The sequence below is a fragment of the Candidatus Melainabacteria bacterium genome, from assembly GCA_003963305.1.
Classification (GTDB): domain Bacteria; phylum Cyanobacteriota; class Vampirovibrionia; order Obscuribacterales; family Obscuribacteraceae; genus PALSA-1081.
The window spans coordinates 1-13927 of the sequence record RXJR01000014.1; the positions used below are offsets into that span (position 1 = coordinate 1).

The following is a 13927-nucleotide window of genomic DNA, read 5'->3' on the forward strand; positions in this document are numbered from 1 at the left end:
CCAAGCAAACGCTTCAAGGTGGCATTTTCTTCTTCCAGTGATTTCATCTTTTTGACTTCACTGACCTGCATGCCACCATATTTCGAGCGCCACTTGTAAAACGTTTGCTCCGAGATCCCGTGCTTCCTGCAGAGCTCGGAATTCCCAATCCCGGCCTCGGATTCCTTGAGAATGGCTATGATCTGCTCTTCTGTGAATCGGCTTTTCTTCATGCTGACGTCCTTCTAGCGCTTAGTCTAGATTTGTCGGTTGTCAGCTGTCAACTTCTTTTTGGACCTAACATCGGGGTCACATCACTCCGTATCCAGGCTCTGCAAATGGTAGTAGCATGTTTTGCTGGATGTTGATTTCATTGTTTTGAGTTGGGTTGAAATTACGACGGTTTTGCATTTCGTCTTCTCCTTTTGCATCTTTATCACTCCGGTGTCTCGCTCTGCAAGATCACATCGTTTGATAATTCGGAGAATGTCTTCTTTCAACTAAAACTCACGACGCCCCCGGGTCGAAAATGTTTCCCGAAAAATCTGATTCGGTTAGAACTTATTTTCGGCAAGTGTGTAGTTCGATGTGATTCTGAAAAAACTGGATATCACGCAGTGCAAGTTGTAGTGCAGGATAAAGGAAAATACGATGAGGCTCTGAAAGCGGCTGCACTGCTGATTTTTCGCTACTATCATTTTTCAACGTTTCCATTTATTGCCACTATCAACAGCCGAAACTCAGGCAGGCACAAACATAAAAGCCACTATTGGTAGTATCTAATCTTATTAGGGGTAATCGAATGCACAGTGCAACATTTAGTCGCCAGAAAGTGCGTATTCATTTTGATGCACTTTGATCTTGCGCACTCGAAGGCGGGGTTCGGAATGATGGTTTTTGTTTTATTCTCGCTGCAGAGGCAAGAGAAATCGAACCGTATCTTTGCGGAAGCGTTCCAATTGGCTCTCTGATGACCCGAAACAGAATTAATCTCCACCGGACTACCCCAAAATTAGTTCAAAGGGGGCCTGGCGGTGTCCTGGAAGATTTAGGCAAATCCCGAAAAGCTTAGCCGATGAGGGGATTCGAACCCCTGACCTACGGTTTACGAAAAATGGGTCAGAGCTTTTTTGCTCTTTTGGTGGTATCACCACAGGCTGTCAATATTTTGCTATAATCAACTAATCATCAAGGTTTCGCGTGATCGATTTGTTTTACTGAAATTGCTCGACATGCACGAAAATTTCTCTCTCAGGGGGCCCAAAGGGGGCCCAGAATTTTCCCCGAAACCCACGGTGGTGAAAACCCTGGGTCACTGAGTTGGGCCCCCCTGGGCCCCCTCGGACAATTTTTGGGAGGTGCTAATGGCAACCAGAATCAATTTCACCAAGAAGAAATTAGAGGAACTGCCGCGCCCGACCGGTTCCACCCGCGACGTCTACTATGATGAACATGTCAACAACCTGCTTGTGCGCGTCTCGTCAAACGGCGCGCTCAATTTCTATGTTCGACGCAAAATCGGTGGGGTGAGCAAACGTGTCTTACTGGGCCGCTATCCTGAGATTAGCATCGAACAGGCTCGCAAGAAGGCCGGTGATGTCCTTCATGGCATCGCCAATAACATCGCTATTTCGCCGTCTGTGCGTACGTCCAAGAATAAGGAATTGACTGTTTTTGAACTATTTGACCTGTACATGGAAAGTTATGCAAAAGATCGCTGCGTTCGCTACAACGACATGCGTAAAGACTTTGACCGATACATTCCAGATTGGAGAAAAAAGCCGCATTCAACTATCACCAGAGTCGAAGTACAGCAAAGGCTCAATAAAGTGCGACAGAAAAATGGTCCCGCCGCCGCCAATCATCTGCTCATCCTGATGCGGGCCGCTATGAACTGGAACTTGAAAAATGGCACCATCACTGAAAACCCATGGGCTGGTATTAAACAAAATAAGGTCCAGGCACGCGAACGGTTTCTCAGACCCGACGAGATGTCACGCTTCTTCCAAACCCTGCAGACACAGGACGAACTGATTCGTGACTATGTATTACTCAGCCTCTACACCGGAGCACGCCGGTCGAATGTACTGGCGATGCGCTGGGATGAAATTGACTTTGAACTGGCTCTGTGGCGGATACCACTGACTAAGAACAAAGAATCGCATTTTGTGCCACTCACCTCGTCTGCTATCGAACTTCTTAAGCGCCGATTTGCCCAGAAGACCGGCCCCTGGGTTCTGCCAGGTAAGGGCGGCAGCCATCATCTGGTCGAACCGAAAAGACCCTGGCACAAGCTACTCAATGAAGCAGGCATTGAGGACCTTCGCCTGCACGACCTCCGTCGTACACTGGCCAGCTATATGGCAATGGATAATCAGAGCCTGCCAATCATCGCCCGGGCTCTCGGACATAAGTCGATCGCCTCTACTCAGATCTATTCGCGCCTCTCCAACGACCCCGTCCGCAAAGCCATGGAAAGTGCCCAGGACGAAATCAAACGTCTGAGCACCTCACAATAACCCGAAGAAAAGAACCCGGGACTGCCGCCGTTGTTCACATCTGATCGAGTAAGGTGACGGCGACGACCTCGCACGCACACTCAATCCCACCCCCGATACCACCAGACAAGCCGCCGTCCCAGATGCCGCCGACCAGATCGTAGCAAAGCGAGCGCCACCAAAGTCAATCCGTATTGCCCTCAAAAACACCGCATTGACTTTGGGACACTGCTTTGCTCCCTCATTCATGCGCGGCAACGGAGCCGCAGACAACGAGGTAAAAACACATGAAAAAGTCAACTACATCGAAGACGACCGCATCAAAGACGACCGCAGCAAAGACCACCGCATCAAAGACAACCGCAGCAAAGACGCCAGCGGACATCCACCTGGTCAGCAGCGATACCCCCTGGGGCAAAGCTCAATCAGCAGAAGACATCGCCCCTGGTATCACCGCGTATACAACGGCGTCGCACGGCGGCTATTTTCTGAATCGCGCCGCCAACGCCAAAGTTGCTCCACGCCTGAAAAGATCCACATTCAATTCTCAAGGATTGGACGGCTGGTACGAAGAAGACTGCGATTGGGCAATTGTTGTCTACACTTTTCCACAATACTTCTCTCAGGAAAAATACAAACACGCACTGGAATCTCTGGCAACTCACCACAGCGCTGCTTATAAATCTCTCGTAGCCTTGCATCACTAACAAGCCCATCCTCATCCAGATCCGGCCTCCACCAGGGTCGGATTTTCCAACCCCTCGCACAACAATACGTCGCTCAACGCCGCCCATTTCACCGACCCAATTGAGTGGTATATCGTTCCAACCAGGCGGGAACGTAGCAACGGTGAAAGTCGAAGACCGCGTATTTTGCCGGGCGAGATACTAGAAGGTCAGCCCACATGATTGCACCCATAGTTTCACATCTCATAACTTCCCCAACATTCTCAATCCATGCTGGCGGTACCCAGGACAGGACATAATCTGCAGAAAATGCCCTTTGACCAATAACGACCCTAAGATCAAAAGGTTCTTGATCGGGTCCTATTAACTCCTTACCAGCAATGCAACACACCCAGGTATCCCAGGGCGGAGTATCCTCGTGATCAAAGTAGCCGTCAGACATTGACTCAGTCAGTCCATCATGACCCGATGCTCCCAAAAAGTAAGCAAGAAGGCGTCCACCTGCCATGCTTGTAGTGCCGACAGCTTGGATACCCTCCTTGGTCAAAAGCTTCTTTCGCTTTTGACTGACTTCTTCAATCGCAGCACTGCCCTGCTTGCTACTTGCCAGAAAGAGTGAAGTATCATCAGGGTTTTGTGGTCTCAGCGCGGCAGTACGAAGATATTGCGCTTTGGACAAATCACATTTGCGGCTGCACCAGGCCACCGTTTCTTTCAATCTTTGTTCAAATTCTTTTTCATTCATTAGTCTTGCCGAATACAAAATTCAATTACGGTTCGTCTTACATTATTATCGACAATATGACGCTATTAAGTGAGTCCGGATGTAACTTCAGTCACGAATGCTGGCGCTCTGAGAATGTCGACTTTATCCGTACTGCTCTTCATATCGAATCTGTCGAGCGCGCACTCAATTCTGCAACAATTCGCTTGCAACCTCTGCCTGAGCACGCTAACATCTGCAGGCAAATGCTGAATGACTGGTCTCATCAGGTTTATCTTATTGAGTGGCGAATCAACCAACTGCCCGATTTGCTCACGAATCCCAATCTAAAAGAATGGCCACTCGGATAGAGGGCCCGAAGCTATCTTGAGGGTCCGCATGAGCAACGAACTCAGCGCTACTCTATCCCAATCCCACGCACTGAGGCGCGACACCCCGTGAAACTCAAAACCGCAAAATTTGTCATCCTGTCGTTTTTCCTCTCAGCCATCATTGCCCCTGCGCCATCAGAGTGCGCCACCTCCTCGAATCAGACCTGGGCCATTCATGGAAAAGCTGTCACGGAAAACGGAATTAAGGATGGCTGGCTTGTTTTTAGCAATGGCGTCATTAGCGCAGTAGGAACCGATGAATCTTCCGTACCTCCGGCTGCGAGAAAGGTCGATTGGAATGGATACATCTTTCCCGGTCTGATCGACACACACAATCATGTCGACTGGAATTCAATTCCTCAATGGACAGACGGCCCGTTTAAAAGCAGATATGAATGGTTAGATGACCCCAGGTACAAAGCCGCTGTTGATGCACCACATACAGCACTAAAACCAGTCATCGATGATTCTCGCAAGTATGGTGAATTGCGGGCGCTGATTGGTGGCACAACACTGATTCAGGGTAGCTTTGCTCAGAAGCAGCCTGATATTCTGGTTCGCAACCTGGATGTTAGATACAAGGCTCTCAATCATGTTCTCCCGAAGATTGAAAGTTTGCCGGACGACAAGAAAAACGAATATCTGACAGGACTCTCAAACAAGTCAGCACCAAATGGTATACAACGCCTCTTTTTTCACATTGGCGAGGGCTTGTCCAGCGATCCTATATCTGCCAACGAATACAAAGTCCTGGTCAGTAAAGGATTCGGTCAGGAAGGCGTTGTCTGTATTCACGGTCTCGCGCTTGGCTCAGATGATTTTGCCGATATGGCAAATAGAAAAATGTTTCTCGTCTGGTCTCCAGTCAGCAATTGGAATCTTTATAGAGCAGTGACCAACATTCCACAAGCCATGAAGGCTGGTGTTGTGATAAGCCTGGCACCGGATTGGACCTTGAGCGGATCAGACAATCTGCTCGAAGAAATGAAGTTCGCCTACGCCATCGCCTACTCCAACTGGGGAAACACAATCACTGCAAAAGACATTTTCAAAATGGCTACATCCGACGCAGCAAAAGTGGCTGGCGTAGACAAAAGTTCAATCACCGCTGGTGCTGGTGCTCCTCAGGGAACACTTGACGTAGGCTACGCTGCCGACCTCTTCCTTGCACCCTCACTCGAACAACCAGTCAACGGTACTGCCGACCCTTACGAATCTCTTCTAAGGACTTATCCCAAACACATCCACCTGGTCTTCATTGATGGCAAGCCAATCTACGGCGACAAAAATGTGATGTCAGCTATCGCACCGGGCGCAGACGACCTGTCTGTCCAAAATGTCGCCAAGTCTGTCATCACCACTGGTGGCGATCCCTCAAAACCCGACGATCAAAAACATCTGCCCGACATCCAAAAATCGATAGAAAGCAAACTCACAGAACTAGCCCCTTTGATCGAGAATTGAATTCCGCTGCTGAACTCCGCCAGGGACTAGAAGGCACGAAGATGCCCGCAACTGTCGCCACTGTTCCGAAACGATCGAGTCAGGTGACGTCCATGCTGGTCGCACCGTGCACCCAATACCATCCCCGACACCACCGAACAAACCACCGTCCCGGATGCCACCCGATAGAGCGTTTTCATCCGTTCAGGGAAGGGAAATTACGCTTGTAAAGCCTATAAGCAAGTGTATATTCAAAATCGGAATTTTGTTTCAGTGATGGTCAGGTCATGAAGCACGCTTACTCTTTGACAAATATCGCTCTACTGAATTTGCTTCTCTCAGTTTGTTCGCCGGTTCGGATGCAATTGCTTTCGATACCGCTGTAGTTCATTTCGAAAGACGTCCAGCACTTTTGCGTAGCCATTACAGTGACATTTTTTGTAATGCGCTAGTTGACACTTTGACCTGAGTTTTTCCAGATGATTTCTGCTGCGTAGACAGCCAGCATAGAATCGTAATATCACCAATTCCTGTAAGCGTGGTTGCTATGCGGCTTTCAAGGATTCTACACCCGCGGGCACAGATCGATAATTAAAATCGACATCGCATAGCTGGAAAAGGAATGTACAGAGTGGGCTGGAGACAGCAAGATTGTGCATGCGGAACGCTGACGACAGAACTTCAAGTCACGCTTTAGATGATGAATATTCTAAAAATCGCAGCTTTGGCAGTTAGCATTCGTCCTACCTTGGGGCAACTGGATAGGACACATCAAGAGTGAATAAAAGTCCCAGCTTAGCAACACGGCTTGTAAGCATTGGGTCAAACGCAAAAACCGCTTGATCATCATCGACGGCAAGTTTGCAGTACAAAACTGTTTGATTCCCACGTCGACGAATTTCTTCAAGCTCTTCGTGTTTGACTTCGATTTGATCTAAGATTGAGTCCATGTGATTTATCAGATGATCGTTCGGCTGAAAATTGCAGCTGCTCAGTATCCACTGTTTAATCTTGCTTTCGGTGTGAGTTTTTGTCGGCTCCAACTTCAGCGAATTGGTAGTTTCATCTGGAACTAAATCTCTACCATGGATCCATAAGAAAACTTCGAGACATTTAGGATCAAGCGATTTCACTTTGATATCCTCACAGGCAAGTTTATGGTGTAAACCAAGTTCCATCCGTGGCTTGCACAACCATGAAGCCATTGAATCCGCTGGCTGCGATACAACTACTTAGCTTACACCAAAATTTGGGGTCGAAGGGATTCAAATCAGCCAAGCAATCGGCCTTAACCTGTCGACATCTATCATTGTGTTCTTACGCCGTAAGCACAAAGAAGATGGTGAGCAAAATAGCGGAGGAAAGTTTGATTTTCTTTCGCTGCTATGTCAGCTAAAGTAAAGTATGTTCAGAATGCAGAACGAGGTGGTGTGTGAAAAATTTGACGACATGGTCTCTGATTATGACGTTGCTGTCGCAAGGCTCCAGCGCACTTGGATCGCCGAATGACCATCCGATGTCGTTAGTTGAAGCACGTGAATATATGCTGAGTTTGGTCAATAGAGATCGAATGGCAAATCATCTGCCAAAGTTGTTGATGGATACGACTGCTTCCGCTGCAGGTCAAATCCATTCGGACGAAATGGCACAAAAGGGTTACATCAGCCATTGGGATACTTCTGGTAAAAAACCAATTCAAAGATATACTGAGGCTGGAGGAAGTGACCACGTCAGCGAGAATTTGTGTCTCGTATCTACAAGAGTCTTTTCGACTGAGGCTCTTGCAAAACAGTCAAAGCCTACTCACCTGTTTTCGAAAGACGAGCTTAACGATTTGGAGAAGAGTTTCATGACTGAAACACCTCCGAACGACGGGCATCGTGTTCAGATTCTGACGCCCGAACACAATAAGGTTGGTTTTGGTTTAAGCTTTTTCGTCAACGCTCAGAATGATGGACATTTGGCCATTGCGCAAGAGTTTCTTAACGCTTATGGAAGATACTCTAAGCTGCCATCGAGCATCGTTCGGGGACGTGTATTCCAAGTTTCGGGCACTTTCAGCCCTGGGGTGAACTTCTATTCTTTGTCGATTTACAGGGAACCGATGCCAAAGTCCATATCGAAGGCCGACTTGAATAACGGACCTAGAGAGTTAGCCTATTCAGACAATGCTATCGTCACATATTTTCCAACTGATAAAAACGTAAAAACAGCAATGGTTAAAGGTGCTCAGTGCTTTTCCGTACAGATAACTCCTGATAGGGACTGGCAATCGGGACTATATTACGTAAGCGTATGTGCTGTAAAACTCAAGAGAAACGACGTGATCGAAGTTTCAACCAGAACAACCAGCTTGAATTGACCGGCCGTTGATGCTATTTGCCGGTCTTTGGCAAGACAATTCCGCCAACATCCAGGCCCACCCCGCGTCCGCTCCCGCTCGCATTAGCACTGTTCCCGCGGCTAGTTGCTGTTGCACTTGTACCAGTGCTCGTGCTTGGCCAATCACCTAAAAGGGGTGTCGCTTGCAGACCTCTCGGAGGGTTTGATGTGGGTGTTAGGTTGGTGTCTCTAAGATTGCAACGGGTATTGAGCTGAGGGTTAGGGTATGTGAAGTGTTGCACTTGACCGCCACCTGCTGCGCCCGTTTGAGTTGCGGCGCTAGGTCCGGGGTCGTAACCGGCTCCTCCAGTAACTCCGACGCCACCATAACCTCCGGCGAAACTTCCACTTTGGCCCGTTGCACCCGCAGTTCCTTGACCGTCTAAACCAAACGCATCAACGACCGTTGACGGAGAGTTGTTTGCATAAACGAAGACATTAATTCCAGCAACTTCTTCCATGGGGTCGCGACTGATCCATCTTCCAAGTGTAGAGCTGTATGATCTGAAGGTGGCCAGATTGAGCCAAGCTCGGGAATGCGAGTAAAATCCTCCATAACCGAAATCTGATGGCACAGCCTCGCTATTTTTAGATAATCGTCCGAATGGATCGAAGTTATATTGAGCCTGGATAACTCCAGAGTTATCGCCCATTTCTCTGACCGAGGCAAGATGATCCAAGGTGCAAAAGTATTTCGTTGTACTATTCATCTGACCTCTCCCGAAGAACTTTTTAGTCAAAACTCCAGAGCCATCACGTTCTTCGCAGGCTCGTTCTGAACGCATCGAATCATTGCACCACACAAATTGCTTGATACTCGTCACTGTGCCTGCTGTAGTTTCAATGATAGAAGTGTTTCTGCTAAAACAGTCATATCCAAACGTCGAGTAATTGCCCGTCCCCGGATAAGTGATCTTGATCAGCCTATCATAAGCGTTTCACTTAATTGATAGAACCTGATCACGTGCTCTATCTGAAAATTCATAGATGATAAAAATCCTTGAAATTGATCAACCGAACTCAGCAAGCGCATAAGTCACCCCTCCTGAAATCAAGTCAGGCAGATTATCTATACCATCGCTAACCAACAAGTCTTTTTAGACGTGAGAGCTTGTTCTTATCTGTCTCGTTAAAATCATATCCGCTTATAAGATTTAGAAATTGAACCACTTCATCAAAGTATTCTCGCTCCACTAACCGTCTCGCCAAACTAAGGTCCGGTCCCTTTGCAGAAAGTAGTGCTGACGGTTCAAGGTTTGCCGCATTCGAGAGGCATTCCATCGCAGTTGCCGCATCGTTCTCAGCCAATGCCAAATTGCCTAATAGAATGTTACAGATATGGACCACATAACCATAAACATCATCGCCCTTTTCTGTGGCAGCGAGTTCTAATGCCGTTATCGCATGCTCACGAGCCGTACCAGTGTCAACCAGTTCACCAGCCAAGGAAGCTATTTCGATGTTTGAAAGTATTTTGCTTTTGTGAGTAGTGGCAAGACTAAGTGATTTACGAAAGTATGTGAGAGCCTCTCGCAATCGCTTTTCGGATTTGTTTTTTTTGGCTAAAATCTTGAGTAACGAAGCAACTTTGTACAACGCTGCTTCACTAAGATCTAAATCTGGATGAGCTATCAGAGTATTTATTGCTAGTTCAGGTTCATCGTTGATTTGAAAAAAGGTAGCAGCGTTAATAGCGGCCCAAATGCTGCACTCAGGCAAATTGAGACGGCGCAGCCAAATTCCCTTTATCTGCTCATAAACTTCGTTGTTTGAACATTTTAGGCTCGCGGATCTATATATTGCAAAATCTGCAAAAGTCTCATCATTAGCATGCCTGCTGATAAGATGTTGAACATGAGTCACGTACAAATTCAATTGATTCAAACATGTTGAATAATATACAAGCAACTGAATTCGTAAACCCAAATCATCTGGGTTGACTAACAATTGCTGCTCGAGCCCCTGCACGGAAACAGGATCTAGTGATTTGCCAATGCGCACTAAGTCATCCAGTTCCGAACTCTGCATCTACTCTTCCTCTATCGATCATCAGCATAGCAGGTGCGACTTGGAGTCACTGGCTCCAAGTATGTCATTAGTTAAATGGGTTTCAATGAGTACCCCTGGTAGGTATGGACGTCTTCTGTGTCGCAAAAAAGGAGTTTTCGTATTATCCGGTGGGGGTGTGCCCCCTCCTACTGTTCCTGGATCATCTCCATCTGTCGGTGTTGGAGGTTTCGGCGGTTTTTCCGGTGGATCCGGAACGCAGTTAATTCCTTTTGAGCAATTATCGAGACAATTTATCAACAGTACTATCCATGCCGATCTTCAGTCGATCATGACATTGGTGGAATGAGGTGCCAAATGAAAGCAATGTAGACGCTGTGTAGACGCCAGCATGTGATCGCAGTATCACCAATCGATCTAAATGCGGTAACCATACGGCTTTAGATCATTCTGCACACGCAAGCGGAACAATCGCAAAGATCGAAAACGTACAGCTGAAAAGGGATGTCGTGAAGCTGAAGATGCAGAGTCAGCTTCAGCCGGTCACATCGACGTTCTGCCGCCGACATGATAATTGCGTTCAGTCTTTTTGTTTATCTTTAGGCATGCCATCGGCAAGCTCTTTCTTGGCCAAAGCCAATTTCGCCTGATCTTTTAAATTGGGTTTGGGATTCTCAGTTAATCCCTCAATTGAAAATCTCGCGGCCTCCTTTTGGGACTTCAATATGGGTCCCATTATGTGGCATCCCATACCGTCTACGAACATTCTTTGAACGGCAATGACCTTTCCATTTGAGAAAGACAAAATGAACTGAGGACCTGTATGTTTTGGGCTCAGCCATGCAGTTTCAAAGTTTTGGTCAAATTCAAGCTCGCCTTTAAATTTCTTTGTAAGCTGTGCTTTCGTCAAACCGAACAGTTCGAATTCGTCAGTTCCCCATGAGACGTATCCAGTGTCATGATGGGATTGTGCATAGACCACGGCGATTGGTGAGATACAAAAGAAGTATCCGAAAAAAAGAGCTAAAACAGAGCTAGATAACTTAATCATAATCATCCATCTCTCGAACGGTCGCAAGATGGTCCTCACTATAAATGTACTTGAAAGTGCTGATCATCTGTCCAACATTGAAGAATTTTTTGTCAGACTGCCTGACCCATCCCTCTCATCCATACATTTCGAGGCTACCCAAACAAACTGTTTGGTATTCGTCACAGAACCAGCCGTTGTCTATACAAACATCTAAGTTTCCGATTGGATCGAAATTTGGGAGCAGGTCAGTCGAACGAATACCATAATCCACAATTTTTGTTTAGAATGCACGTCACAACAATTCCAAACTAATTCCTTGGATTATCGATAGCTTCACCACTCCACCAGCTTCCATAAACAAAGTTGTGGCGTCATTCTGTGTTTCAATTTTCTTGATATGCTCTCGAATTTCTAACAATTGACACTGTCCCCCTTCGATCTTATAGAGACTTTTGCTAGTTAAGAAAAAAAGAACCGGTGATTTCTCAGCATTTCTCTTGGCCATAATTGAAAGAATCACAGCTATCAATGCAGCTAAAGGAAGAGCCGTAAGCAACTCGGTGCCAGCTCCAAAAAATGGTATCACTGAATTGATCACGCTAGGGATAGGGCATGCAAGAATAACTGCTGTACTGCAAAAAATCAGCAGTGCTGATGAAATCAAAATGCCCAAAACCAATTTTACGGGGGCATTGATTTGTGCTCGTTTTAATTGCTTCCCGACTAAAAGCACGTGTTCGTCTGGAGCAAGTCGCGACCGAAAGCTCGTTAGGAGTTTTACTGCAGCTTGTTGGTCGGTTAGTGGTGACTGATTTGACACACGCATTCAACCTCCGCTCAATCCCAATTGTACGCTGGATCATTAATTTGAGAAAGGACATCTGCGTTCATCGCGGTGCGGGCCATGCCGGCACAGGTAACCTAGTGCCATCTCCACCTGGGAGGTTTCTATTCCAATAGTCCAAAAATTCGAGTAATCTCATCCGCCATACCACATTGGGATCCACGAAACGAAAACTTCCTTCGCGCTGATCTGGATCCAAAACAGGAGGCGGAAGGGGCGTAATGGTCGGAATAAAAGTCCAGTCAGGAGGAATTGGTGGAACGATTATTGGCGGAAGGGGCGGCAGTGAGATAGGCGGCACAGGTTTCTTCGGCGGCACTGGTGGACGTGGCGGAGGTGGAGGACAAATTATTCCGTTAGGCGGTGTAAGCAAGGGTGGCAACCAAACGAAGTCGGTCACACCAGGTCCGCCTGGACTAGCCCATCCGCCAGTGGGATCACTTTGCGTTAGTCCAGATGGGTCGATTAAGTTGATTGGCCCATTAGAAACATATCCATACAGGTTTGCCTGAATTTCTTCTCCGATTGGGTCACGAGTGATGAATCTTCCAAATAATGGCGCTGTAAGCCCTTGTTCTAGTTAGGTTTAGATTACTTCGTGAATGCAGGTAGTACTTCGCATAACCGAAATCTGATGCGACAGTCTCCGAAATTTTCGTCACACGTCCAAAAGAATCGAACGCGTACTGAGCCTGGCTTGCACCAGTGTTGTCGGTCATTTCTCGCACGGAGCCTAGATGATCTAAATTAAAGAAGTATTTGGACGTACTGTTCACCTGACCTCTGCCAAAGAATTTCTTGGTCAACGCTCCCGAGCCATCTCGTTCTTCCTTCGGACTGTTACCACCAGCCCAAACAAACTGTTTCGTGGAGGTTACAGATCCAGCAGTAGTTTCGAAAAACGAAACATTCCGTCCCAGCCCGTCATATCCAAACGTCGAGTAATTCCCCGACCCCGGATAAGTGATCTTTTTGATAGGTCACCGCACCAAAAGCGGTGCAAAGCCTTTGTAGTATTGGAAATATGATGTATCGATGATCAGGACTTCTCAAAACTGTCGGCACTATGTCGACAAATTCTCCTAAAGTCGATTGACAGCTGAAAACTTCAAAGTTTTAGGCTCAACGTCGTTCAATCAAAGCTGGCTGCGCATGGTAAAGTGAAGATCATTCGCCACGGCAAGGTCCTGGAGTATTGTGATGGTCGGCACACGAAAAAAGAAAGACAACGTGGAACAGCCAACAACAATTTTAGAGCGCCTCGGAGGAGAGCCGCTGCACGTGATAGCGGCAGGCAAGAAAGCTTCTTCTCGGGTGGAGCGAAAAGCAAAACTGCAATCTAAAACCTCGCTTACGCAGTAGGGGTAGCTTAGAACGGCAGTTTTAAAGCCAGAAGCTTAGCACTATGGTTTAGGTTGCTTAAATTCAGTGACCGCGCACAAACGTAGAATTTCATTTGTAATCATCTGCATCGGCTCGCATAATCTCTCAACATCTACGATGACATAACCAAATGTAGTGTCATTGCGTCCTGAGTAACTGGCGAGCTTCTTTAGCACAACATATGACAGTGTAAGCCTCTCCGCAATCATTAGAAAAGTCGGCCGGAGATCGTGGAGCATGAATCGGAAACCAGCGTTTTTGCCCACGCCATCAATAACATCGCCTGAGTCAATCATATGCCCAGTTTTACCTGTGCCCGGAAATACAAATGGTGATTCCGTTCTTTGTTCGTATCATCGTTTCAGCAGTTTATGCAGGTAGTCGCTAAGAGGCAATCGATGCTCCTGCCTATTCTTTGCGATTTCTGCTCGAATCCTGAGAACCTTCGAGTCAAAATCGATATCTTCCCATCGCAGTGTGGCTGACCTGCTCCCCAAAATTCGATCCAATTAGAAACTTAGACAGCTGCCTCCAGGTGTGAGTTTCTAAATTCCAGCGGCGTTTGATAGTTCAGCGC

General features: G+C 47.1%; 12 protein-coding genes and 1 pseudogene. 4 read left to right on the forward strand and 9 right to left on the reverse strand.

Annotation, left to right across the window (positions count from 1 at the left end):
* Window positions 1-212, reverse strand: a 212-nt coding sequence (locus tag EKK48_15050) for a transposase (GenBank protein RTL40891.1), incomplete at its 3' end; no start/stop codon positions are given.
* Window positions 213-1343: 1131 nt separating this feature from the next.
* Between EKK48_15050 and EKK48_15055 the strand changes: the two genes are divergently transcribed.
* Both EKK48_15055 and EKK48_15060 read left to right on the forward strand, forming a co-directional pair.
* The gene (locus EKK48_15055; GenBank protein ID RTL40892.1) at window positions 1344-2498 is read left to right on the forward strand and encodes a site-specific integrase; all 1155 of its coding nucleotides are present in this window, start codon (window positions 1344-1346) and stop codon (window positions 2496-2498) included.
* Between the two features lie 266 nt (window positions 2499-2764).
* Window positions 2765-3184, forward strand: coding sequence for a hypothetical protein (locus tag EKK48_15060; protein ID RTL40893.1), 420 nt, complete (start codon window positions 2765-2767; stop codon window positions 3182-3184).
* Window positions 3185-3272: 88 nt separating this feature from the next.
* On the opposite strand, the gene EKK48_15065 is transcribed toward EKK48_15060, so the two are convergent.
* Window positions 3273-3908 (reverse strand): hypothetical protein, encoded by a 636-nt coding sequence (locus EKK48_15065; protein ID RTL40894.1) that lies wholly within the window; start codon window positions 3906-3908, stop codon window positions 3273-3275.
* 416 nt (window positions 3909-4324) lie between these two features.
* On the opposite strand from EKK48_15065, the gene EKK48_15070 reads away from it, so the two are divergent.
* On the forward strand, window positions 4325-5722 hold the full coding sequence (locus tag EKK48_15070) for a hypothetical protein (protein ID RTL40895.1): 1398 nt from the start codon (window positions 4325-4327) through the stop codon (window positions 5720-5722).
* Window positions 5723-6444: 722 nt separating this feature from the next.
* On the opposite strand, the gene EKK48_15075 is transcribed toward EKK48_15070, so the two are convergent.
* Window positions 6445-6906, reverse strand: a complete 462-nt coding sequence (locus EKK48_15075; protein ID RTL40896.1) for a DUF4279 domain-containing protein — start codon at window positions 6904-6906, stop codon at window positions 6445-6447.
* Between the two features lie 227 nt (window positions 6907-7133).
* Between EKK48_15075 and EKK48_15080 the strand changes: the two genes are divergently transcribed.
* Entirely contained in the window at window positions 7134-8063 is a 930-nt protein-coding gene (locus tag EKK48_15080) for a CAP domain-containing protein (protein RTL40897.1), read from the forward strand.
* 13 nt (window positions 8064-8076) lie between these two features.
* Here EKK48_15080 and EKK48_15085 read toward each other — a convergent pair whose 3' ends face one another.
* From EKK48_15085 to EKK48_15110, 6 genes and pseudogenes are all read right to left on the reverse strand, one after another.
* Window positions 8077-8868, reverse strand: a complete 792-nt coding sequence (locus EKK48_15085; GenBank protein ID RTL40898.1) for a hypothetical protein — start codon at window positions 8866-8868, stop codon at window positions 8077-8079.
* Between the two features lie 295 nt (window positions 8869-9163).
* The gene (locus EKK48_15090; GenBank protein ID RTL40899.1) at window positions 9164-10111 is read right to left on the reverse strand and encodes a hypothetical protein; all 948 of its coding nucleotides are present in this window, start codon (window positions 10109-10111) and stop codon (window positions 9164-9166) included.
* A gap of 559 nt (window positions 10112-10670) precedes the next feature.
* Window positions 10671-11141 carry a hypothetical protein gene (locus tag EKK48_15095; protein RTL40900.1) on the reverse strand — a complete coding sequence of 157 codons (471 nt, stop codon included), beginning with the start codon at window positions 11139-11141 and terminating at the stop codon, window positions 10671-10673.
* Between the two features lie 274 nt (window positions 11142-11415).
* Window positions 11416-11949, reverse strand: a complete 534-nt coding sequence (locus tag EKK48_15100; GenBank protein RTL40901.1) for a hypothetical protein — start codon at window positions 11947-11949, stop codon at window positions 11416-11418.
* Window positions 11950-12415: 466 nt separating this feature from the next.
* A pseudogene (locus EKK48_15105) lies at window positions 12416-12508 on the reverse strand (hypothetical protein).
* A gap of 1195 nt (window positions 12509-13703) precedes the next feature.
* Window positions 13704-13859, reverse strand: a complete 156-nt coding sequence (locus EKK48_15110) for a hypothetical protein (protein RTL40902.1) — start codon at window positions 13857-13859, stop codon at window positions 13704-13706.
* Between the last annotated feature and the right edge of the window lie 68 nt (window positions 13860-13927).